A 21,346-nucleotide genomic window follows, 5' to 3' on the forward strand; every position below is an offset into this window, starting at 1 on the left:
ACCGACCGAGAGGGAATCCCCGTGCTCCAGTACGGCAAGCACACCCCGCCTCCGCCGCCCCCGTCCAGCCCTCCTCCCCCGCCCGGCCGGCCTGCTCCGCCGCCCCCGCCGCCGAACCCGGACACCTCTACCCCGCCCGGAGACGGGACTCACCGCAAGTGATCAGTGCCGCGCACCAGGGGCGCCCCAGCCGCAGCGAGCTGGGGCGCCGCCTCATGGAATCCGGCGCCCTCTCCTCGGACTGGGTGCCTGTGTTCGCGGCCGTCGACCGGGCCGCGTTCCTACCCGACCTGATGTGGGCATTCGTGCCGGCTGACCGGCGCCAGTGCCCCGACGACGCGGCGACCACGCGTACGGTCACCGTCGACCGGCGTACCGACCCCGATGCCTGGTACGGATATGCCGACTCCGATCTGTCGATCGTCACGCAGTGGGACGACGGCGACCACCGAGGCAAGGGCCCTGGCAGGGTGCCCACGTCTTCCTCGTCGCAGCCGTCGGTCGTCTTCCGGCTCCTTGCGGCCCTGAACGCCGACGACGGCATGCGGGTCCTGGACGCGGGCACTGGCACCGCCGAGACAGCCGCGCTCCTCGCGCACCGCTGCGGCGCACGAGGCGTGACCACGATTGACGTGGACACCGTCGTCTCCGCGACCGCCAGGGAGCGTCTGTGCGCCGCCGGGCTGTATGCCGACGTCACCGTCGGCGACGCCCTTGCCGGCCACCCCGCAAACGCTCCGTACGACAGGCTGTTGTGTACGTTCGGCGTCCGCGAGATCCCCGCGTCATGGATTCAGCAGGTCCGTGCCGGCGGGGTGATCGTCGCTCCGTACGGCACCCACTACTCCAGCCGTGACGCAGCCCTTCGACTCACCGTTCACCCGGACGGCAGCGCCTCGGGCCCGTTCGTCGCCGGGGTCGAGTTCATGAAGGCCCGGGCCCACCGCACGGTGTGGCCGGAGCACACCGACTACGTCACCACTTGGCCCAGCTCCACCGGTACCGCCGTACAGCCCGACCAGCTCGCCGATACCGACGCCGAGTTCACGATCAGCCTGTGCGTCCCCGGCCTTACCCATACCGTCTACCGCGAAGACAGCGGCACCCGCGCCGCGTGGTTCTACTCGCTCACCGACCGCTCATGGGCGTGCGTACGCTGGCCGGATGAGTACGGACCCGGCGTCGTTCACCAGAACGGCCCCCGCCGTCTGTGGGACGCCGTGGAAGCCGCCCTCGCCTGGTGGGACGAGCGGGGGAGACCCGGGCTCACCCGCTTCGGCCTCACGATCACCCCTGAGGCTGCTACACCTTGGGTGGACGAACCCGGGAGCCTGCTGCCCGGGGCACAGTGGCGTTAGGGGGACGGCGTGGACGGCGAGGCACCCGACCCGACCCCACCCCGCAACTCCCTGGAGCGCTGGGCGGAACGCCGCGAACGCCGACGTGCCTCGGACCACTGGATCACCGGCCACCGCCGAGCCCTCCCCCTCATTCCGGGCGGCGGTGCCTCCCACCTGGCACCCGACCAGCCCCGCCTCCTCCTCGAGCGTGACGAGGACGGCCATTGGGCGCCGGTCGGCGTCGCCGTCGACGCCTCCGCCGCGGCCGAGTTCCTCAACAACTGATCCACCTCCACGTAGGAGCACACCATGGCCGCTCGCACGTTCGGCCGCGTCACCGTCACCCTGCCCGAGCTGGACGAGCCGGGCCTCTACCTGGCTGCCGTCGACACCCTCGACAGTCCGCGCGGCATCGTCCAGGACTTCACGTACGGGTACGCGGACCTGCGCTCGCTCGACCTCACCGACGCCCAGCTCGTCACGGGCCGCATCACCGGCCTGCACACCAAGCGCACGGACTTCGAGGGCCTCAACCTGCACGGTGTGGAGATCTCCGGCAGCGACCTCGGCGCGGCCCGGTGGAGCGCGAGCAAGCTGACCCGCGTCGTGCTCCGTGACTGCAAGCTGATGGGCGCCGCCCTCGACGGTCTGGCGCTCGATGACGTCCTGTTCGAGGGCTGCAAGTTCGACTACGCCACCTTCGAGAGGGTCCGCGCCGCCGGCCCCGTCGCCTTCATCGGCTGTGTCTTGACCGAGGCCACCTTCACCGACTGCGACCTGTCCGACGTCGTGTTCTCCGACTGCCAACTCCGGCTCACCGAGTTCGGCGCCGGCCGGTACCGCGGAACGGACCTCCGCGAGAACGCCCTGTCCGCAATCCGAGGCGTCGCGAACCTCGCCAAGGTCCGCATCGACCCGGGGCAGCAGGCCGATCTCGCGGAGGCCCTGGTGAACGAACTCGACATCACCCTCGGAGACGACTGACCCGGGAGGACCCCGTGCCCCTGCACATCGCCTACGCCGTCAGCCGTGCAGCTCACGCAGGGCGGCGGCCATCTCCTCAAGGGACACGGATCCGTCGAGGCCTTCGGCCTCCGCCTCGTCGGCAAGGCGGTTGAGCCAGGCGTCCTCGGCCTGCTCGGCCAGCGCGCGGCCGCGGGTGTAGAAGGTCATGAGGGGGTCCCCTGCTGCTGAAGCTACCCTCTCGCCGGCCGCAGGCGGACCGGGAGAACGACTAACCCTGCGCGCCGGCCTGCCAGAACTGGACGAGGGCGCCCTCGCGGAAGGGGGACGGGTCCACGCTCAGTTCGCCCGCGAAGGGGCGGTCGAGGACCAGGACCAGGAGCAGGCTGAAACCGATGAGGGCGGCCACCGAGGCCACGAACAGCAGCTGCATGCGCAGGCTGCGCAGCCCGTAGATGAAGGTCAGTGGGATGAGCACCAGCGCGCCACCGAAGACCAGGACCTGGAGGAGCGTGGGCAGTTCGGTGGTGGCCAGGTCGATGCGTTCGCGGCGCTGGCCCGCCGCATCGTTGAGGCTGGCCGCGGCCTCCTCGTAGAACGTCTGGGTCCGCGCGTCTGTCGGCTCGTACGCCTGCAGGGCCCGGTACATGCCCTCGACGTGATCCGCGGTCGCCGCATGGCTCGGCTCGCCCGCGCGCATCTTCGGCCACTGGATGTCGACGACGGCGTGCGCGTACCTGCCGACGGCCGACTGGATCCGCTCCCGGTCGGCCGGCGGGAAGACGTCGGCGCTGCGCACGACCAGCGCGAGGTCGGTGGCCTCTTTGGAGACGACCGTCTGCGTGTGGTCGAGCTGGGTCCACAGGGTGACGACCACGAACGCCAGGATGATCCCGTAGATCGCGCCGAACATGCCGAGGACGACGCCGACCATCTCGTTGTGCTCGCCCTCGGCGAGGCGTGGGTGGGCGCGCCGGGCAGCCAGGCTGCCGATCACCGCGGCAGCCATGATCGCGCCGACGAGCAGCACGGACAGCGTGAAGGTGCTGAAGTGGTTGAGCAGCCAGAGCGACACCGTCGCCCCTCCCCGTGTGTGCCGTGTTGCGCATGCGTGGGCAGTCCGCTGCTCAACGATCACCGCTGGCCGCAGGTCACCCGGCGGCCAGCGCCGCGTACACGGCGGCGGACAGCTCCTGCGAGCGGTCGTCGCCCGTGACCGGGCCCGGGTTCAGCGTGTTCGTGACGTACGCGAAGCCCATCCGCGCGTCCGTGTCCGCCATGGCCACCGAGCCGCCGAGGCCGCCCCACATGCAGGCGCCGGCGTTCGGGGAGAACGGCTGGTCGGGGCTGCGCAGCAGGTAGCCGTTGCCGCAGCGCAGCCGGCCCATGAAGCCGTAGCGGTCGGGGCCTTCGTACGGCACCTCGAAGACCCGCCCGATGGCCTGCGGGGTCATCAGCCGTACTCCGCCCGACTCGCCCCCGCAGGCCAGTACGGACAGCACGGCGGCGAGGGCGGCCGCGGTGCCGACCCCGTTGCTCGCGGGGATCTCCGCGGCCCGGAAGGCGGCGCTGTCGGTCCGCCGGAAGTCCAGCGGCGGGTTCCCGAACAGCCGGGCCGCCTCGGCCGCGAGCCGCGGCGGCAGGTCGGGGGGATCGGTCACGGCCGCCAGGGCGGGGCTGACCCGGTGGCGGGCCACCCGGGGCTCCTCGGCGGCCGGCAGGCCGATGTGGAAGTCGGCGTCCAGCGGCTCCGCGAGCTCCTTGCGGAAGAAGGTGCCGAGGGAGTCGCCGCTGATCCGCCGGACCACCTCGCCGACCAGGTACCCGAAGGTCACCGCGTGGTAGCCGAACGCCGTGCCCGCCGGCCACCAGGGCTCCTGGGCGGCGAGCAGGCCGGTGGCCTTCTCCCAGTCGTACAGGTCCTCGCCGTCCATCGGCTCCTGCCAGGACGGCAGGCCCGCCGTGTGCGACATCAGGTGCCGCACCTGCGTGTCCGCCTTGCCCGCCGCCGCGAACTCCGGCCAGTAGCGGGCCACCGGCGCGTGGAAGTCCAGCTCCCCCCGGTCCGAGAGGAGGTGCGCGCACAGGGCGGTCATCGTCTTGGTCGTGGAGAAGACCCCGACCAGGGTGTCCTCCTGCCACGGTCGGGACCGCTGCGGATCGGCGTACCCGCCCCACAGGTTCACCGCCTGCCGGCCGTCCACGTACACCGCCACCGATGCCCCGAGGTCGGGGCCGTCCAGCAGCCGGCCCAGCACCTCCCGCACCGCGCCGAACCGCTGCTCACACACCCCGAAGGTCTCCGCCATGCCCGAGGACTACCACCCGCCGGGCCCCGGCCCCCCCACCCCTGGCCCGAAGACCACCCGAACCAGCCGCCCGGACCACCCGGCGGAGGCGCATGTACGTCGCCTCGCGGTGCGGGCCCGCTATCTCCCCCTCGAGTGTCGACGGCGGACAGGTAGAGGCCCGGCTCGTCCAGCCCGGGCAGGGTTACGGTGCCGCGGCCGAACGTGCGGGCGGCCATGGTGTGCTCCTTCAAGGCGCTGCCGGGGCGGCCCCGCGCGGTGGCAGGACCGCCCCGTTCGGTTGTCCCACGTGGGGCGGTTGTCGAACGTGACGGCGGCCTGCCAGGTCGGCTGGTTTTCGAAATCGGAATTGCTCCGGGGGTTCTCCCAGCGGGCTACGGCCATGGAACCTGCCGCCTCCAGGAGGGGCAGGTGGCGCGGCAGGCGTCCACGCCACTCCAGAACTCGGCGATCCAGGGGGTGCGCTCCTCGGCTTCGGCCACGAGGACGTGCAGGCCGGTGCGGAGGACGTTGCCGGTGGTGAAGTCTCCGAACCGGCTGTCGGTGAACCCGGCCAGTTCCGGGGAGAGCATGACCACCCCGCCGTCGTAGGCGATGTGCAGAAAGGCACGCCTTGCGGGGGCTTCGTTGTGGGTTCCGAGAAACTCGCCTGCCTGGTACGTCCCCATCGGTACGGTCGTCCCACCCGTCCTATGCGCCGTGGAGGAGCAGACGTGACGCAGCAGAACCCCGAGGACCAACCGGGCATCGCCGCAGCCATCGTCGTGCACGAAGGTCGCGTACGCATGGTGCGGCGCCGAGTCAGCGAGGGACAGCTCTCCTGGCAGTTCCCCGCCGGAAAGGTCGAGCCGGGCGAAGCCCGCGAGGACGCCGCCGTACGTGAGACCCGGGAGGAGACCGGCCTGGCCGTCGAAGCCGTGGAGCTGCTCGGCGAGCGGGTCCACCCGGCTACCGGCCGCCTGATGTCCTACACGGCCTGCGAGGTGGTCGGCGGCGAGGCGTACGTCGCGGACTCCGGCGAGCTGGCCGAGCTGGCGTGGGTTGCCCACGCCGCGATCCCGCTTTACGTTCCGTACGGCCTCTTCGGCCCGGTGCAGGAACACCTCGACGCTGTCCTCCTCCGTTGACCATCCACGCCGCCGGTCCGGACCGCACCTCCGCCGACGAGTCCCCTCAGGACTCCTCCGCAGCTGTGCCCGCAACGTGCCGGGGACGAGAGCTGCGGGGCCGGATCCTGGACGCGTACTTGGCCGACCACGAGCAGCGGCGCGGCCCTCTCTCTCCTGAATCTCAGGAGGCGGCCCGCCAGGTCTTCGACGGGATCTTCTCGTCTGACCAGCCCGTGACGGCCGTCAGTCGCCGTGCCATGAGGAGCGCGTAGCGATCTGGCGCGCCTGGGTGCTCCGCAGGGGGATCTGGCCGCTGTCTGGTGCGGGTAGGCCGCGCCCCGCCCCCGAAGCCCCGGACCCGCAGACAGGGCGGCGGGTGGGCAGCCACCGGCCCGCCCCCGGCCCCTCGAGGGGGAGATAGCGCGCCCGCGCCTACAGCCGCGCCAAGAAGCCCGCCACCGCCTCGTGGACGTCGGCCGGGGTCCAGGTCAGGCCCGGGGCCGTGATCTCGAGTTCCGTCATCGACAGGCCCGGCGCGCCCTCCGGCGACCAGCGGCGGAACAGGAGGGTGCCCGTTTCCTCGGCCAGACGGGCGCCCGCGTCCGTCAGGCGGTCCGCCTCGTACGGGAGCCACACCTGGAACTGGTGCGTGTGCGGTACCTCCGGGTGGACCCGGGACCACGGGACGCCGGCCGCCGCGAAGCCCTCCCGCAGTGCCGCGGCGACGACCCGGGCCTGCTCCACGTACGCTGGCAGCCGCGGCAGCTCCCGCGCCAGCCCGGCCAGGGCCGACAGGGCCTGGGGGAACTGGCGGAAGACCTGGCCCCCGTACCGGTGGCGCCACACCCGGGTCTCCTCGACGAAGCCCCGGGGTCCGGCCAGGCAGGCTCCGCTCAGCCCGCCCAGCGACTTGTACAGGGAGACGTACACCGAGTCCGCGAGAGCGGCGATCTCCTCCAGCGGCCGGCCGAAGTGGACGGTGGACTCCCACAGCCGGGCCCCGTCGAAGTGGACCACCGCGTCCCGCTCCCGGGCGGCGTCCACCAGCCCCGTCAGTTCCTCCCACGTCGGCAGCAGGAAGCCCGCGTCGCGCAGCGGCAGCTCCAGCATCAGCGTGCCGAAGGGCTCGGGGTGGTCCCGGACCTCCTCCGGCGTCGGCTGGCGCGGCTCCGTCACCGGGTGCGTCGTCCGCAGCCCCGACACCACGGACAGGGCGCCGCCCTCCCACCGCTCCGGGTGGCTCATGGGGTGCAGGGCCACGACCGGGTTGCCGGTGCGTCCCGCCCAGCAGCGCAGCGCGACCTGCTGGGCCATCGTCCCGGAGGGGAAGAAGGCCGCGTCCTCGGTGCCCAGCAGCTGCGCGACGCGCTGCTCCAGGTCCGCCACGACCCCGTTCCCGTACAGGTCGGCGGGGGCGTCCATGTCGTACGGGGCCTCGGCGAGCTCCGCCAGCAGCTCCCCGACCGTCGGTTCGCGCACGCCGCGCGTGAGGGTCCGCCCGGCCCCCTTCCAGGCCGCCGCCTGCCGCTCCTCCCGCTCCTGCCGGTCAGCCCCCTCAGCCGCCTCCACCCGTTCCACCTGTTCCGCCCGCGCCGCCCGCGCCGCCTCATCAGTCATGCCCCCGATCATCGCCGACCGCCCCGCCGGAACCGGGGGACCGGGCGACCGCGCGACCGGGCGACCGCGGGACCCGCGCCCGGCGGGCCTGACCGGCACCACCGCGCCGAAAGGGCCTAGCATGGCGACGTATCGTCCGGTACCCCCCGCGGACTGGAACGGAAGGCCCTTCCCGCGTGAACTCATCCCAGCAACCGCGTCCCGCCCGGCTCACCGTAGGAGTCGTCGGCGCCGGCCGTGTCGGCCCCGCGCTGGCCCGTGCCCTCCAGCAGGCCGGCCACCTGCCCGTCGCCGTCTCCGGGGTCTCCGACGCCTCCCGGCGCCGGGCCGAGCGGATGCTGCCCGACGTACCGCTGGTCACCCCCGCGCAGGTGCTGGAGCGGGCCGAGCTGGTGCTGCTCACCGTCCCCGACGACGCCCTGCCCGGCCTCGTCGAGGGCCTCGCCGAGACCGGCGCGGTCCGCCCCGGTCAGCTCCTGGTGCACACCTCGGGGAGGTACGGGACAGCCGTGCTCGACCCCGCCCGCCGCGCGGGCGCCCTGCCGCTGGCCCTGCACCCCGCGATGACCTTCACCGGCACCGAGGTCGACGTCCAGCGCCTCGCCGGGTGCTCCTTCGGCGTGACCGCCCCCGACGAGCTGCGGCTCGCCGCGGAGGCCCTGGTCATCGAGATGGGCGGGGAACCCGAGTGGATCGCGGAGGAGAGCCGTCCGCTCTACCACGCCGCCCTCGCCCTGGGCGCGAACCACCTGGTCACCCTGGTCGCCCAGGCCATGGAGCTGCTCCGCACCGCCGGCGTGGAGCACCCCGACCGGATGCTCGGCCCGCTGCTCGGCGCCGCCCTCGACAACGCCCTGCGCTCCGGCGACGCCGCCCTCACCGGCCCCGTCGCCCGCGGTGACGCCGGCACCGTCGCCGCGCACGTCTCCGAGCTGCGCAAGCACGCCCCCGCCACCGTCGCCGGGTACCTCGCGATGGCCCGTACGACCGCGGACCGCGCCCTCGCGCACGGCCTGCTCAAGCCCGAACTGGCCGAGGACCTCCTCGGCGTGCTCGCGGACCCCGCCGACCCGAAGGACGCCGAGCGATGACCGGCCCGCTCCTGCCGCTGAACACCGCAGAAGAGCTCCACAAGCTGCCGCGCACCGGCCGGCGCGCCGTCGTGATGACCATGGGCGCCCTCCACGAGGGCCACGCCACGCTCATCCGCAGCGCGCGCGAGCAGGTCGGACCGGACGGCCAGGTCGTGGTCACCGTCTTCGTCAACCCCCTCCAGTTCGGGGCGAACGAGGATCTCGACCGCTACCCCCGCACCCTCGACGCCGACCTCGGCATCTGCGAAGAGGCGGGCGCCGACGCCGTGTTCGCCCCCGCCATCGACGAGGTCTACCCCGGCGGCAGCCCGCAGGTACGGATCACCGCGGGGCCCATGGGCGAGCGCCTGGAGGGCGAGACCCGCCCCGGGCACTTCGACGGCATGCTCACCGTCGTCGCCAAGCTGCTCCACCTCACCCGCCCCGACCTGGCCCTCTTCGGCCAGAAGGACGCACAGCAACTGGCCCTGATCCAGCGCATGGTGACCGACCTGAACTTCCCCGTCGAGGTGGCCGGCGTCCCCACCGTCCGGGAGGACGACGGGCTCGCCCTGTCCTCCCGCAACCGCTACCTCTCGGCGCTCGAGCGGCGCACCGCCCTGGCCCTGTCGCGCGCCCTGTTCGCCGGCCGCGACCGGCTCGCCGCCCAGGCCGCGCTGCGCGCCCGCGCCGAGGCCGCCCCCGCCAGCGACGAGCGCGCCACCGCCCTGGCCCGGCTCGGCGAGATCCGCGCCTCGGCCGACGCCCACGCCGTCTCGGCGGCCGGCAGCGGCCTGCCCGACGCCGTACGGGCCGCCGCCCGGCACGTCCTGGAGGAGGCGGGCCGCCAGGAGCCACCGCTGGCCCTGGACTACCTGGCCCTGGTGGACCCCCAGGACTTCACCGACGTCGGCCCCGACTTCACCGGACAGGCCGTACTGGCCGTCGCGGCGAAGGTGGGCGCGACCCGGCTGATCGACAACATCCCATTGGAGTTCGGAGCACACGCGTGAGCACCACAGGCACCCCAGGCACCGGCATACGGCTGCACGCCCCCGCCCCCGGCTGGGCCGTCGACGCGGACGTCGTGGTCGTCGGCTCCGGCGTCGCGGGCCTGACCGCCGCGCTGCGCTGCGCCGCCGCGGGCCGCCGTACCGTCGTGGTCACCAAGGCGCGGCTGGACGACGGCTCCACGCGCTGGGCGCAGGGCGGCATCGCGGCCGCCCTCGGCGAGGGCGACACCCCCGGGCAGCACCTGGACGACACCCTGGTCGCGGGCGCGGGCCTGTGCGACGAGGCGGCCGTAAGGCTCCTGGTCACCGAGGGCCCCGACGCCGTGCGCCGGCTCATCGCCGCCGGAGCCGTCTTCGACACCTCCGCCGAGACCGGCGAGATCGAGCTGACCCGCGAGGGCGGCCACCACCGCCGCCGCATCGCGCACGCGGGCGGCGACGCCACCGGCGCCGAGATCTCCCGCGCCCTGGTCGAGGCCGTCCACGCCGCGGGCATCCGTACGGTCGAGAACGCGCTCGTACTGGACCTCCTCCAGGACGCCGAGGGCCGTACGGCCGGGGTCACCCTGCACGTCATGGGCGAGGGCCAGCACGACGGCGTCGGCGCCGTCCACGCGCCCGCGGTGATCCTGGCGACCGGCGGCATGGGCCAGGTCTTCTCCGCCACCACCAACCCCTCCGTCTCCACGGGCGACGGAGTGGCCCTCGCGCTGCGCGCCGGGGCGGAGGTCTCGGACCTGGAGTTCGTGCAGTTCCACCCGACGGTGCTCTTCCTGGGCCCCGACGCCGAGGGCCAGCAGCCCCTGGTGTCGGAGGCGGTGCGCGGCGAGGGCGCGTACCTCGTGGACGCGGACGGGGTGCGGTTCATGGTGGGCCAGCACGAGCTGGCCGAGCTGGCCCCGCGCGACATCGTCGCCAAGGGCATCATGCGCCGCATGCAGGAGCAGGGCGCCCGGCACATGTACCTGGACGCCCGGCACTTCGGCGCGCGGATGTGGGAGCACCGCTTCCCGACCATCCTCGCCGCCTGCCGCTCGCACGGCATCGACCCGGTGACCGAGCCGATCCCGGTCGCGCCGGCCGCGCACTACGCCTCGGGCGGCGTACGGACCGACCTGCACGGCCGCACCACCGTCCCCGGCCTGTACGCGTGCGGGGAGGTGGCCTGCACCGGGGTGCACGGCGCGAACCGGCTGGCCTCCAACTCCCTGCTGGAGGGCCTGGTCTTCGCCGAGCGGATCGCCGAGGACATCGTCGCGAACCCGCCCGCCGGCAGCGGCCCGGGCATACCGGTGCCCGCCACCGGCCCGCTCCAGCCCGCCGAGGCGCGGTACGAGATCCAGCGCATCATGACGGACGGCGCCGGCGTGCTCCGCTCCGCCGGATCCCTCGACGGGGCCGCCGAAGCCCTGGAGACCCTGTACACGACGGCTCTGGGCGAGCTGGAGAGCCAGGGCAAGACCGCCGTCCCGGGCGTGGAGACCTGGGAGGCGACGAACCTGCTCTGCGTGGCTCGCGTCCTGGTCGCGGCCGCCCAGCGGCGCGCCGAGACCCGCGGCTGCCACTGGCGCGAGGACCACCCCGACCGGGACGACGCCGACTGGCGCCGCCACCTCGTGGTGCGGCTCTCGGCGACCGAGCGGCGGGCCCTGGTCGTCACCCCCACCGACTCGGCGGACTTCCCGCCCGTACACGTCCCCCTCGACTCCCCGAACCTGGAGCACTGACCGTGAGCACCCCCGAACTCCCCCTGATCGAGCAGAACGAAGGCGGCTGCGGCGACGACTGCGCCTGCGGCGACGGCGAGGAGAGCGGCCTCGACCCGGCGCTCGCCCAGCTGCTGGCGGACGCCGGCCTGGACCCGATCGAGGTCGAGGACATCGCCCACATGGCGCTGTCCGAGGACCTGGACGGCGGGGTCGACGTCACCACCGTCGCCACCGTCCCCGAGGAGGCCGAGGCCATCGCCGACTTCGTGGCCCGCGAGGCGGGGGTCGTGGCCGGCCTGCGCATCGCCGAGGCCGTGTTCTCCGTGGTGTGCACGGAGTCCTTCGAGGTGGAGCGGCACGCCGAGGACGGCGACAAGGTCGAGGCCGGCGAGCTCCTGCTGTCGGTACGCGCCCGCACGCGCGACCTGCTGACCGCCGAGCGCAGCGCCCTGAACATCCTGTGCCGCCTCTCCGGCATCGCCACGGCCACCCGCCGCTGGGCGGACGTCCTGGAGGGCACCCAGGCCCGGGTCCGCGACACCCGCAAGACCACGCCGGGGCTGCGCTCGCTGGAGAAGTACGCGGTCCGCTGCGGCGGCGGCGTCAACCACCGCATGTCCCTGTCGGACGCGGCGCTGGTCAAGGACAACCACGTGGTGGCGGCCGGCGGCGTCGTCCAGGCCTTCAAGGCCGTCCGCGAGGCCTTCCCGGACGTCCCGGTGGAGGTCGAGGTCGACACGATGCACCAGGTCCGCGAGGCCGTGGACGCGGGCGCCGACTTGATCCTGCTGGACAACTTCACCGTCCCGGAGACGGAGGAGGCCGTGACCATCGTCGCGGGCCGCGCCGTCCTGGAGTCCTCGGGCCGGCTCACCCTGGAGACCGCCCGCGCCTACGCCGAGACCGGCGTGGACTACCTGGCGGTCGGCGCGCTGACGCACTCCTCGCCGGTCCTGGACATCGGCCTCGACCTGCGCGAGGCGGTGTAGACCGTGCTGCTCACCATCGACGTGGGCAACACCCACACGGTCCTGGGCCTGTTCGACGGTGACGAGATCGTCGAGCACTGGCGGGTCTCGACCGACCCGCGCAGGACGGCCGACGAGCTGGCCGTCCTGATGCAGGGCCTGATGGGGATGCACCCGATGCTCGGCAGCGAGCTGGGCGACGGGATCCACGGCATCGCGATCTGCGCGACGGTCCCGTCGGTCCTGCACGAGCTGCGCGAGGTCACCCGCCGCTACTACGGCGACGTCCCGGCGGTGCTGGTGGAGCCCGGGATCAAGACGGGCGTGCCGATCCTCATGGACAACCCGAAGGAGGTCGGCGCGGACCGCATCATCAACGCGGTCGCCGCCGTCGAGCTGTACGGGGGTCCGGCGATCGTCGTGGACTTCGGTACGGCGACCACCTTCGACGCGGTGTCCGCGAAGGGCGAGTACGTGGGCGGGGTGATCTCGCCGGGCATCGAGATCTCGATGGAGGCGCTCGGCGTACGCGGGGCCCAGCTCCGCAAGATCGAGCTGGCCCGGCCGCGGAACGTGATCGGCAAGTCCACGGTCGAGGCGATGCAGTCGGGCGTGGTCTACGGGTTCGCGGGCCAGGTCGACGGGATCGTCAACCGGATGGCCAAGGAGCTGGCGGGTCCGGGCGGCGACCCGGACGACGTCCGCGTCATCGCCACCGGCGGGCTGGCCCCGATCGTCCTGGGCGAGGCCTCGGTGATCGACGACCACGAGCCGTGGCTGACCCTGATCGGGCTGCGGCTGGTCTACGAGCGCAACGCGCCCAACTTCGACTGAAGTCAGCGGCCCCCGTGACGCGGCCCCGGTGACCCGGCCCCTGCGGCCCCCGCTCCGGCGGGGGCCGCAGCAGGCACAGGGGGCCGCAGGAGGCGCCCGCCCGTAGCGGACCGTCATGCGGAGTCCTCAGCTTGAACCTGATCGGTTAGCTTGTCGGCGTCGGACGCACACCCTCCCGAAGCGGCACAGCCGAGACGGCACAGGACGGCCCAAATGCCCCGTAAATCACCGTACTTGCAGGTGGTCGAGTCACTCCGGAACCGCATCGAGGCGGGCGAGTGGCAGATCGGCGACAGACTCCCCTCCCGCGCCCGCTTCGCGGACGAGTACTCCGTCGGGCAGAGCGTCACCCAGCGGGCCATGGAGCAGCTGATCATCGAGGGTTTCCTCGAGGGCCGCGCCGGCTCCGGCACCTACGTGCGCACCCCGCGCCGGCGCATGCGGATGCTCCGCACCCGCCGCCGGGTGCCCGGCTCGGGCAACACCTTCCGCTCCGAGGCCGCCGCGCACGGCATCTCCGCGTCCTGGGACTCCAAGACCCTGCCGCAGGTCCCGGCGCCCGAGCGGATCGCCGCCCGGCTCGCCATCGAACCGGGCTCCCCCTGCGTGCTGACCCGCTACGAGTTCATGGCCGACGGCAGCCCCGCCGAACTCTCCGAGTCCTGGGAGCCGTTGGCGATCACCTCCGGCACCCCGATCGTGCTCCCGGAGGTGGGAGAGCTGCGCGGCGCGGGCGTCGTGGCCCGTATGCGCTCCATCGGCATCACCGTCACCTCCGTGGTGGAGGTGCCGCGCCCCTCCCGGGCCAACCAGGACCAGGCCAACCTCCTCGGGATCAGCCTCGGTTCGATGATCACCGCGATCGAGCGCACGTACATCGACTCCGAGGGCCGCCCCGTGGAGACGGCCGACCTGGTCATTCCCGACTCCCGCTACGAGATCGCGTACGCCTTCCCGGTCGAGTGACCGGCGCCGCACGCCGCGGGGACGTACTTTTCCGACGGCTGTGTTTTTTACCCAAACAGGCTGGAGTGTGCCTGTCGTGGAGATAGCGTCACGCTCGAGAAGTACCGCGAACTCGTCCACTGCGGAGGAGACACCATGACCGCGAACGCCCGGCCCGCCTGGCGCAAATCGTCCTACTGTGGCGACGGAGACGCCTGCGTGTACGTGGCGGCCGCGCCCGGCACGCTGGTGCGCGTGGCCGACCGGGCCGACCCGGCGCACCTCGTGATGGCCACCACCCACGCCGCCTGGGCCGACTTCGTGAAGGCCGTCAAAGCGACCGGCTGAGCCGGTCGCGGCGGGCCGCGCGCCGGTCCGCCGCGCCGCAATCCCGCACCCTCAGGGGATTTTGTCCGATTAGCGCGTATCTTCGCCCCATGCCCACGCCCTACGGATCCCGCGGCGGCATGGCGTTCAGCGCCGCCGAGCTGCACGTGCTCAGGCGCCTCCTCGCCCACGCCCTCCAGCCCTCCACGGCCCCCCTGACGGCTTCCGAGGTCCAGGACTGCCTTCGCCTCGCGGCGTCGGTGGACGACGCGGTCCTGGAGGCCGGCCGGCTCAGAGCCTTCCTGCTCGAGGACCTCGCCCGCTACCGCGGCGCCCTCCCCGGGAGCCTCTCCGGTTACCTGGAGCTGCTCCAGGACGCCCTGGCCGCCGGGTACGAGCCCCAGCCCGACGACCTCGCCGCCCTGCGCGCCCTGCGGGCCAACCCGCTCGCCGGCGCCGTGCTCGAACGGGCCCAGGCCGTCGCCGAACGCTCCGTACGCCGCAGGCTCGCGGCCGCCCCCGCGCCCCGCACCCGCCTCCTGGCCCTGGCGGGCGGCAAGGACCAGCCGCCGGCCCCGCCGAAGCCCGCACCCGCGCCCGCCCCCGGCAAGGAGCCCCCGGCCCGCCCGGTCCCCACCCCGGGCGAGGTCTTCCCGCCGCGCCGCAAGCCCACCCCGCCCCCGGCGGCCGGGCTCGCCGCCGTATAGCTACGCTGGGGGGCATGGACTACGTCTCCGCGCTCGTGCCCCCCTTCGCAATGGCCGCGTTCTTCATCGCCCTCGTCGTGACGATCGTGAAGAGCCAGGGCGGTGCCAACAAGGCCAAGGAAGACGCGGCCGTCGATGCCGTGATCGCCCGGGCCGAGGCCGGGCAGCAGCCGCAGAAGTAACGGCCGCCCGGGGTTATCCACCGCGCGCCCCTCCGAATAGTCGGGCAATTCACCGCAATCCGCACTATCGTGCTGCTGTGCCTCGCCCCTTGGGAGAACTCGAAGACGCAGTGATGACACGGGTGTGGCAGTGGAACCGCCCGGTCACCGTTCGGGAAGTCCTGGAAGACCTCCAGCAGGAACGGTCCATCGCGTACACCACGGTCATGACCGTTATGGACAATCTCCATCAGAAGGGCTGGGTCCGCCGGGAAGCCGAAGGCCGCGCCTATCGATATACGGCGGTCTCCACCCGCGCCGCCTACTCGGCCGCACTGATGAACGAAGCCTGGTCGACCAGCGACAACCCCGCGGCCGCTCTCGTCGCCTTCTTCGGCATGATGTCCACGGAACAGCGCGAGGCCCTCCGCGACGCCGTACGCATCGTCCAGCACGACGAACCCGAGCCCGGGGAGCCCGCGGCCGGGGCCGCGCCGGAAGGGGACTCCGGCGCACGCCGGCCCGAGCCGGGGCGATAGCGTCCGGGTATGGGAGAGCTTTCCACCTCAGACGCGAAAACAGTGACGATCCGCCGCGCACGCACCGGTGATGTTCCGGCGCTGCGCCGCCTGCTCGACCAGTACGTGCAGCAGCGGATCCTCCTCGACAAAGCCCCCGTCGTCCTTTACGAGGACATCCAGGAGTTCTGGGTCGCGGAACGCGACTCCGACGGGCAGGTGGTGGGCTGCGGGGCTCTCCACGTCATGTGGGAAGACCTCGCCGAAGTACGCACGCTCGCCGTCGACCGTGACTTGAAGGGCGCGGGCGTGGGGCATCAGGTGCTCGCCAAGTTGTTGGAGACCGCCCGCCGGCTCGGGGTGAGCCGGGTATTCTGCCTGACCTTCGAAGTCGACTTCTTCGCGAAGCACGGGTTCGTCGAGATCGGCGAGACCCCGGTGGAGACCGATGTCTACATGGAGCTCCTGCGTTCCTATGACGAGGGAGTCGCCGAGTTCCTCGGTCTCGAACGAGTGAAGCCGAACACCTTGGGCAACAGCCGGATGCTGCTGCACCTCTGATCGATCGCGGCGGCTTTTCCGGCCCCCGGCCCCCCTGTGGCCTATGTCCGAATCGCGCACGTTTCCCGCCTTGTTGAGCCCCTGAACCTCTCGACGGGGGTTTGTGTTTTCCAGGCAAAAGCGGTTTCCTTTCCGCGTACTGCATTTTCGATGAAAGGAAATCCGGTGGCACAGAAGGTTCAGGTCCTTCTTGTCGACGACCTCGACGGTGGCACGGCGGACGAGACCGTGACGTTCGCTCTGGATGGCAAGACCTACGAGATCGACCTCACCACCGCCAACGCTGAAAAGCTCCGCGGTGCGCTGGAGGACTTCGTGAAGGCCGGCCGCCGTACCGGCGGGCGCGCCTCCGCCGGCCGCGCCAAGGGCCGGGCCGCCGCTTCGCCGGGCAGCCCGGACACCGCCGAGATCCGCGCGTGGGCCAAGGCCCAGGGTCTCAGCGTCAACGACCGCGGCCGCGTCCCGGCCGAGATCAAAGAGGCCTACGAGAACGCCAAGGGCTGAGGCGTACGCCGCCCCAGGCGGGCGCGGTGGCATTCCGTCGCCGCCGCGGCCACCAGGCGTACGAGATCGGGCCCGGCCGGCTCCGCACAGGGTCCGGGCCCGGCCCCGGTGCCCTGCCCCGGACCGGGCAGGGCGGGCAGCGATGCCTCGCACCCCAGCTCGGGGGGCCGCAGCCACACGGCGGCCCCCCGAGGGCTTTCTCCCGGCGTCCGCCCAGGCGGCACGGGGGCGGTGATCCTGCCCCCCGCGCCCAGGGCGGTCAGATCCAGCGCCACCCCGCCCCAATCCAGCCAGTCGAGCAGCGCATCCAGCTCCTCGGCCGAGCCCGGGGCCACCAGGAAGCGCATCCTGCGCCCCATCACGGCCACCGGACCGGTGGTGACGTGCCTGCGCAGCAGCGCGGCCCCCGCGTCGCGGGGCAGCTCCAGCACGTCGAACCGGATCCCGGTGACCAGCTGCGGGGGCGGCCCGCCCGCACAGCTCCAGCCGAGCACCCGCTCGTACCAGGTACGGGTGTCGGCCTCGGACGGGACGCGGGGTGCGGGGACGCTCACGGTGCTGAGGGACATGACCGGAGCAACTCCACCGGTCGCCGCCGGGTTACGCGGTGCGCCCGTTCCAATGCGGAGCGTAAACCTCGCGGAGCGGAGTCCCACATTCGGGACACAAGCGTGTTCGCCCTTAGCGGAGGGACCCCTGCCCATCGGCATGGACTGTCAGTCCTTACGGGTAAGACATTCCTAGTGGATCGGGGCGACACGCTGATTTGAGCGGCTTCCGTTCGCCATCGGCGTACACGCGTGACGGGTATCTGCCTGGCCTGCGGGAACATCGTCTCGCACCATCGAGTTGGAGCAGTAGTCGGCTCTAACAGCAGGGTTTTCCTCACCGACGTGGGGGTGAGCCGTGGACGGATGTCGGCAGTTGGAATGAGCTGTCCCGTCCCGCGGGACTAGCATGCGGAAGGACAGGGCGGGGACCGACCCCGAACTGCCCGACCGCTCTGAGGAGCGATAAACGATGTTCGAGAGGTTCACCGACCGCGCGCGGCGGGTTGTCGTCCTGGCTCAGGAAGAAGCCCGGATGCTCAACCACAACTACATCGGCACCGAGCACATCCTCCTGGGCTTGATCCACGAGGGTGAGGGTGTCGCCGCTAAGGCCCTGGAGAGCCTCGGGATTTCGCTCGAGGCTGTTCGCCAGCAGGTTGAGGAGATCATCGGTCAGGGGCAGCAGGCCCCGTCCGGCCACATCCCCTTCACCCCGCGGGCGAAGAAGGTCCTGGAGCTTTCGCTCCGAGAGGCCCTCCAGCTCGGCCACAACTACATCGGCACCGAGCACATCCTGCTCGGCCTGATCCGCGAGGGCGAGGGCGTCGCCGCCCAGGTCCTCGTGAAGCTGGGCGCCGATCTCAACCGAGTCCGGCAGCAGGTCATCCAGCTGCTCTCCGGCTACACCGGGGGCGGCAAGGAGTCGGCAACCGCTGGCGGCCCGGCCGAGGGCACCCCCTCGACCTCGCTGGTCCTCGACCAGTTCGGCCGCAACCTCACCCAGGCTGCCCGCGAATCCAAGCTCGACCCGGTCATCGGGCGCGAGAAGGAGATCGAGCGGGTCATGCAGGTGCTGTCCCGCCGGACCAAGAACAACCCGGTCCTCATCGGCGAGCCCGGCGTCGGCAAGACCGCCGTCGTCGAGGGCCTGGCCCAGGCGATCGTCAAGGGCGAGGTGCCCGAGACCCTCAAGGACAAGCACCTCTACACCCTGGACCTGGGCGCGCTCGTCGCGGGCTCCCGCTACCGCGGTGACTTCGAGGAGCGCCTGAAGAAGGTCCTCAAGGAGATCCGCACCCGCGGCGACATCATCCTGTTCATCGACGAGCTCCACACCCTCGTGGGCGCGGGCGCCGCCGAGGGCGCGATCGACGCCGCCAGCATCCTGAAGCCCATGCTGGCCCGTGGTGAGCTCCAGACCATCGGTGCCACGACGCTGGACGAGTACCGCAAGCACCTCGAGAAGGACGCGGCCCTCGAGCGCCGCTTCCAGCCGATCCAGGTGGCGGAGCCTTCCCTCCCCCACACGATCGAGATCCTCAAGGGCCTGCGCGACCGCTACGAGGCCCACCACCGCGTCTCCATCACGGACGAGGCCCTCGTCCAGGCGGCGACGCTCGCGGACCGCTACATCTCGGACCGCTTCCTGCCGGACAAGGCGATCGACCTGATCGACGAGGCCGGCTCCCGGATGCGCATCCGCCGGATGACCGCACCGCCGGACCTCCGCGAGTTCGACGAGAAGATCGCGGCCGTCCGCCGCGACAAGGAGTCGGCCATCGACTCCCAGGACTTCGAGAAGGCGGCTTCGCTCCGTGATTCGGAGAAGCAGCTGCTCGCCGGGAAGTCCAAGCGCGAGAAGGAATGGAAGGCCGGCGACATGGACGTCGTCGCCGAGGTCGACGGCGAGCTCATCGCCGAAGTCCTCGCGACCGCGACCGGCATTCCCGTCTTCAAGCTCACGGAGGAGGAGTCCTCCCGCCTCCTGCGCATGGAGGACGAGCTCCACAAGCGCGTCATCGGCCAGAAGGACGCCATCAAGGCGCTCTCCCAGGCCATCCGCCGGACCCGTGCGGGTCTGAAGGACCCGAAGCGTCCCGGTGGCTCGTTCATCTTCGCCGGCCCGTCCGGTGTCGGTAAGACCGAGCTCTCCAAGACGCTCGCCGAATTCCTCTTCGGCGACGAGGACGCGCTGATCTCCCTCGACATGTCGGAGTTCAGCGAGAAGCACACGGTTTCCCGCCTCTTCGGTTCGCCCCCCGGCTACGTGGGCTACGAAGAGGGCGGCCAGCTGACCGAGAAGGTCCGCCGGAAGCCGTTCTCCGTCGTCCTCTTCGACGAGGTCGAGAAGGCGCACCCGGATATCTTCAATTCCCTTCTCCAGATCCTGGAGGACGGTCGCCTGACCGACTCCCAGGGCCGGGTCGTGGACTTCAAGAACACGGTCATCATCATGACGACCAACCTGGGTACGCGGGACATCTCCAAGGGCTTCAACCTGGGCTTCGCCGCCCAGGGCGACGTCAAGACCGGTTACGACCGGATGAAGGCGAAGGTCAACGAAGAGCTGAAGCAGCACTTCCGGCCCGAGTTCCTCAACCGCGTCGACGACACGGTCGTCTTCCACCAGCTCAGCCAGGAAGACATCATCCAGATCGTCGACCTGATGATCGCCAAGGTGGACGAGCGCCTCAAGGACCGCGACATGGGCATCGAGCTCAGCGGTGAGGCGAAGATGCTCCTGGCCAAGCGCGGCTACGACCCGATCATGGGTGCGCGCCCGCTGCGCCGGACCATCCAGCGCGAGATCGAGGACCTGCTGTCGGAGAAGATCCTCTTCGGCGAGCTGCGCCCCGGTCACATCGTGGTCGTCGGTGTGGAGGGTGAGGGCGAGGAAGCCAAGTTCACCTTCCGCGGCGAGGAGAAGTCGGCCCTGCCGGACCTGCCCCCGATCGAGGCCACGGGCTCCGGCCCGGACCTCTCCAAGGGTGCGTAAGCAGTAACCGAGCAGTGACAAGGGGCGGCCCCGGGACTGAGAAGTCCCGGGGCCGCCCCTTTTGGCGTGCGCCGGGCCGCCTCGCGGCCCCCAGGAAGCCCCTGGGGCCGCGAGGGTGGGCTCGGGGCGGCCCCAGGGGGTTCCGGGCTCCGGGACGCGCGAGTGCGGCGACGGCGGGCCGGTTGCAGGCGTTGGTCCTGGAAAGGGGAGGCCGAAGGTCCCGGGCCGGTGACAAGCCGCACAGGGCAAATCGGACCTACTAGGATCTCTCGTAGATTCTGTCGCCCGTTTTGTCCACGCGTAGGCCCAGTCGGGACAACGTCAACCCGGTGGAGATCCACCGGGCGCCTACGAGTCCGGGTAGTAAAAGGGACGTTTGGGGAAGCCGGGGGGCACGGGTTACCAAGGTGGGGCAAGCCCGGCAGTGGCGGCTCAGGCCGCAGCGCCGGGATCTTTCTTGCCCGAACACGCTCCTGTCCCCGGCCCCGGAGGTCTCCGCATGTCCGCGAAGCGCGCCACCACCCGTCGTACCCGTATCGCCCTCGCCGCCACCGGTCTCGGTGCGGTCCTGGCACTCGGGGCCGGGACGACCGCCGCCTTCGCCGACGAGGCCCCCAGCACCCTGTCCGTGACCGCCGAGGTGGCCGCCGTCCAGGCCCAGGCCGACGCGCAGGCCAAGGCCGCCGCCGCGAAGGCCAAGACCGCCGCCGCGAAGGCCGGCCTGTGGGACAAGCCGGTCGAGAGCTACACGCTCTCCGCGACCTTCGGCAAGGGCGGCACCATGTGGTCGCACAAGCACTCCGGCCAGGACTTCGCCGTCCCCACCGGCACCGCGGTCAAGGCCGCCGGCGCCGGCACCGTCGTCAAGGCCGGCCCGAACGGCGGCGGCGACGGCCCCGCGTACGGCAACGCCATCGTGATCAAGCACGCGAACAACACGTACTCCCAGTACGCGCACCTCTCGAAGATCCAGGTCCGGATCGGCCAGAAGGTCTCCGCCGCCCAGCAGATCGCGCTGTCCGGCAACACCGGCAACTCCAGCGGCCCCCACCTGCACTTCGAGATCCGCACCACCCCGAACTACGGCTCGGCCATCAACCCGGTGACCTTCCTGCGCAACGCGGGCGTCACCATCTGACCCA

23 protein-coding genes and 1 pseudogene are annotated in these 21,346 nt (G+C 72.0%); 18 read left to right on the top strand and 6 right to left on the bottom strand.

The window, feature by feature from the left end; all coding sequences use genetic code 11:
• Positions 1 to 158: 158 nt before the first annotated feature.
• From OOK34_RS14420 to OOK34_RS14430, 3 genes are read left to right on the top strand one after another with little or no spacing between them, the layout of a single operon-like run.
• Positions 159 to 1,358 carry a methyltransferase domain-containing protein gene (locus OOK34_RS14420; protein ID WP_267034271.1) on the top strand — a complete coding sequence of 400 codons (1,200 nt, stop codon included), beginning with the start codon at positions 159 to 161 and terminating at the stop codon, positions 1,356 to 1,358.
• Positions 1,359 to 1,367: 9 nt separating this feature from the next.
• Entirely contained in the window at positions 1,368 to 1,625 is a 258-nt protein-coding gene (locus OOK34_RS14425; protein WP_267034272.1) for a DUF6087 family protein, read from the top strand.
• 24 nt (positions 1,626 to 1,649) lie between these two features.
• A complete protein-coding gene (locus tag OOK34_RS14430; protein WP_267034273.1) occupies positions 1,650 to 2,324 on the top strand; it encodes a pentapeptide repeat-containing protein in 675 nt (224 codons plus the stop codon).
• Between the two features lie 39 nt (positions 2,325 to 2,363).
• Here the strand turns inward: OOK34_RS14430 and OOK34_RS14435 are convergent.
• The 4 genes and pseudogenes from OOK34_RS14435 to OOK34_RS14450 all read right to left on the bottom strand — a co-directional run.
• Positions 2,364 to 2,504, bottom strand: a pseudogene (locus OOK34_RS14435) (prevent-host-death family protein); the annotation flags it as partial.
• Between the two features lie 70 nt (positions 2,505 to 2,574).
• On the bottom strand, positions 2,575 to 3,378 hold the full coding sequence (locus OOK34_RS14440; protein ID WP_267034274.1) for a DUF4239 domain-containing protein: 804 nt from the start codon (positions 3,376 to 3,378) through the stop codon (positions 2,575 to 2,577).
• Between the two features lie 76 nt (positions 3,379 to 3,454).
• Positions 3,455 to 4,612, bottom strand: coding sequence for a serine hydrolase domain-containing protein (locus tag OOK34_RS14445; RefSeq protein WP_267034275.1), 1,158 nt, complete (start codon positions 4,610 to 4,612; stop codon positions 3,455 to 3,457).
• A gap of 374 nt (positions 4,613 to 4,986) precedes the next feature.
• Entirely contained in the window at positions 4,987 to 5,280 is a 294-nt protein-coding gene (locus OOK34_RS14450) for a hypothetical protein (protein WP_267034276.1), read from the bottom strand.
• 45 nt (positions 5,281 to 5,325) lie between these two features.
• Between OOK34_RS14450 and OOK34_RS14455 the strand changes: the two genes are divergently transcribed.
• Entirely contained in the window at positions 5,326 to 5,739 is a 414-nt protein-coding gene (locus OOK34_RS14455) for an NUDIX hydrolase (RefSeq protein WP_267034277.1), read from the top strand.
• Positions 5,740 to 6,153: 414 nt separating this feature from the next.
• On the opposite strand, the gene OOK34_RS14460 is transcribed toward OOK34_RS14455, so the two are convergent.
• Positions 6,154 to 7,338, bottom strand: a complete 1,185-nt coding sequence (locus OOK34_RS14460) for a low specificity L-threonine aldolase (protein WP_267034278.1) — start codon at positions 7,336 to 7,338, stop codon at positions 6,154 to 6,156.
• A gap of 176 nt (positions 7,339 to 7,514) precedes the next feature.
• Between OOK34_RS14460 and OOK34_RS14465 the strand changes: the two genes are divergently transcribed.
• The 12 genes from OOK34_RS14465 to OOK34_RS14520 all read left to right on the top strand — a co-directional run bounded on the left by OOK34_RS14465 (position 7,515) and on the right by OOK34_RS14520 (position 16,658).
• The gene (locus OOK34_RS14465; RefSeq protein ID WP_267034279.1) at positions 7,515 to 8,429 is read left to right on the top strand and encodes a Rossmann-like and DUF2520 domain-containing protein; all 915 of its coding nucleotides are present in this window, start codon (positions 7,515 to 7,517) and stop codon (positions 8,427 to 8,429) included.
• Positions 8,426 to 9,424: a pantoate--beta-alanine ligase gene (gene panC / locus OOK34_RS14470; RefSeq protein ID WP_267034280.1), complete on the top strand. Its 999-nt coding sequence runs from the start codon at positions 8,426 to 8,428 to the stop codon at positions 9,422 to 9,424. The genes OOK34_RS14465 and panC overlap by 4 nt, the downstream gene beginning before the upstream one ends.
• Positions 9,421 to 11,151, top strand: a complete 1,731-nt coding sequence (locus OOK34_RS14475; RefSeq protein WP_267034281.1) for an L-aspartate oxidase — start codon at positions 9,421 to 9,423, stop codon at positions 11,149 to 11,151. Before panC ends, OOK34_RS14475 begins: the two co-directional genes overlap by 4 nt.
• A 2-nt stretch (positions 11,152 to 11,153) precedes the next feature.
• A complete protein-coding gene (gene nadC / locus OOK34_RS14480; RefSeq protein ID WP_267034282.1) occupies positions 11,154 to 12,122 on the top strand; it encodes a carboxylating nicotinate-nucleotide diphosphorylase in 969 nt (322 codons plus the stop codon).
• A gap of 3 nt (positions 12,123 to 12,125) precedes the next feature.
• Positions 12,126 to 12,935, top strand: a complete 810-nt coding sequence (locus OOK34_RS14485) for a type III pantothenate kinase (protein WP_267034283.1) — start codon at positions 12,126 to 12,128, stop codon at positions 12,933 to 12,935.
• Positions 12,936 to 13,148: 213 nt separating this feature from the next.
• Complete coding sequence (locus OOK34_RS14490) at positions 13,149 to 13,901, top strand: GntR family transcriptional regulator (RefSeq protein WP_267034284.1); 753 nt, start codon at positions 13,149 to 13,151, stop codon at positions 13,899 to 13,901.
• Between the two features lie 135 nt (positions 13,902 to 14,036).
• A complete protein-coding gene (locus tag OOK34_RS14495; RefSeq protein WP_267034285.1) occupies positions 14,037 to 14,228 on the top strand; it encodes a DUF397 domain-containing protein in 192 nt (63 codons plus the stop codon).
• A gap of 119 nt (positions 14,229 to 14,347) precedes the next feature.
• Positions 14,348 to 14,914 (top strand): hypothetical protein, encoded by a 567-nt coding sequence (locus OOK34_RS14500; RefSeq protein WP_267036739.1) that lies wholly within the window; start codon positions 14,348 to 14,350, stop codon positions 14,912 to 14,914.
• Between the two features lie 14 nt (positions 14,915 to 14,928).
• Positions 14,929 to 15,096 (top strand): hypothetical protein, encoded by a 168-nt coding sequence (locus tag OOK34_RS14505; protein WP_267034286.1) that lies wholly within the window; start codon positions 14,929 to 14,931, stop codon positions 15,094 to 15,096.
• 77 nt (positions 15,097 to 15,173) lie between these two features.
• On the top strand, positions 15,174 to 15,614 hold the full coding sequence (locus OOK34_RS14510) for a BlaI/MecI/CopY family transcriptional regulator (protein WP_267034287.1): 441 nt from the start codon (positions 15,174 to 15,176) through the stop codon (positions 15,612 to 15,614).
• 9 nt (positions 15,615 to 15,623) lie between these two features.
• The gene (locus OOK34_RS14515; RefSeq protein ID WP_267034288.1) at positions 15,624 to 16,154 is read left to right on the top strand and encodes an amino-acid N-acetyltransferase; all 531 of its coding nucleotides are present in this window, start codon (positions 15,624 to 15,626) and stop codon (positions 16,152 to 16,154) included.
• Positions 16,155 to 16,319: 165 nt separating this feature from the next.
• Positions 16,320 to 16,658 carry an Lsr2 family protein gene (locus OOK34_RS14520; RefSeq protein WP_267034289.1) on the top strand — a complete coding sequence of 113 codons (339 nt, stop codon included), beginning with the start codon at positions 16,320 to 16,322 and terminating at the stop codon, positions 16,656 to 16,658.
• Here the strand turns inward: OOK34_RS14520 and OOK34_RS14525 are convergent.
• Positions 16,637 to 17,227, bottom strand: coding sequence for an SCO3374 family protein (locus OOK34_RS14525; RefSeq protein ID WP_267034290.1), 591 nt, complete (start codon positions 17,225 to 17,227; stop codon positions 16,637 to 16,639). The two genes, OOK34_RS14520 and OOK34_RS14525, sit on opposite strands and share 22 nt — an antisense overlap.
• 451 nt (positions 17,228 to 17,678) lie before the next feature.
• Between OOK34_RS14525 and OOK34_RS14530 the strand changes: the two genes are divergently transcribed.
• Positions 17,679 to 20,204, top strand: coding sequence for an ATP-dependent Clp protease ATP-binding subunit (locus OOK34_RS14530; RefSeq protein WP_267034291.1), 2,526 nt, complete (start codon positions 17,679 to 17,681; stop codon positions 20,202 to 20,204).
• 499 nt (positions 20,205 to 20,703) lie between these two features.
• Positions 20,704 to 21,342 (top strand): M23 family metallopeptidase, encoded by a 639-nt coding sequence (locus OOK34_RS14535; protein ID WP_267034292.1) that lies wholly within the window; start codon positions 20,704 to 20,706, stop codon positions 21,340 to 21,342.
• Positions 21,343 to 21,346: the final 4 nt, after the last annotated feature.

Source organism: Streptomyces sp. NBC_00091, from assembly GCF_026343185.1.
Lineage (GTDB): Bacteria > Actinomycetota > Actinomycetes > Streptomycetales > Streptomycetaceae > Streptomyces.

Bases quoted from the DNA above. Each gene is read 5' to 3' on its own strand.
- OOK34_RS14430 (WP_267034273.1), top strand. From the start codon at position 1,650: ATGGCCGCTCGCACGTTCGGCCGCGTCACCGTCACCCTGCCCGAGCTG.
- OOK34_RS14445 (WP_267034275.1), bottom strand. From the start codon at position 4,612: ATGGCGGAGACCTTCGGGGTGTGTGAGCAGCGGTTCGGCGCGGTGCGG.
- OOK34_RS14450 (WP_267034276.1), bottom strand. From the start codon at position 5,280: ATGGGGACGTACCAGGCAGGCGAGTTTCTCGGAACCCACAACGAAGCC.
- OOK34_RS14460 (WP_267034278.1), bottom strand. From the start codon at position 7,338: ATGACTGATGAGGCGGCGCGGGCGGCGCGGGCGGAACAGGTGGAACGG.
- panC (WP_267034280.1), top strand. From the start codon at position 8,426: ATGACCGGCCCGCTCCTGCCGCTGAACACCGCAGAAGAGCTCCACAAG.
- OOK34_RS14490 (WP_267034284.1), top strand. From the start codon at position 13,149: ATGCCCCGTAAATCACCGTACTTGCAGGTGGTCGAGTCACTCCGGAAC.
- OOK34_RS14495 (WP_267034285.1), top strand. From the start codon at position 14,037: ATGACCGCGAACGCCCGGCCCGCCTGGCGCAAATCGTCCTACTGTGGC.
- OOK34_RS14500 (WP_267036739.1), top strand. From the start codon at position 14,348: ATGGCGTTCAGCGCCGCCGAGCTGCACGTGCTCAGGCGCCTCCTCGCC.
- OOK34_RS14505 (WP_267034286.1), top strand. From the start codon at position 14,929: ATGGACTACGTCTCCGCGCTCGTGCCCCCCTTCGCAATGGCCGCGTTC.
- OOK34_RS14515 (WP_267034288.1), top strand. From the start codon at position 15,624: ATGGGAGAGCTTTCCACCTCAGACGCGAAAACAGTGACGATCCGCCGC.
- OOK34_RS14525 (WP_267034290.1), bottom strand. From the start codon at position 17,227: ATGTCCCTCAGCACCGTGAGCGTCCCCGCACCCCGCGTCCCGTCCGAG.
- OOK34_RS14530 (WP_267034291.1), top strand. From the start codon at position 17,679: ATGTTCGAGAGGTTCACCGACCGCGCGCGGCGGGTTGTCGTCCTGGCT.
- OOK34_RS14535 (WP_267034292.1), top strand. From the start codon at position 20,704: ATGTCCGCGAAGCGCGCCACCACCCGTCGTACCCGTATCGCCCTCGCC.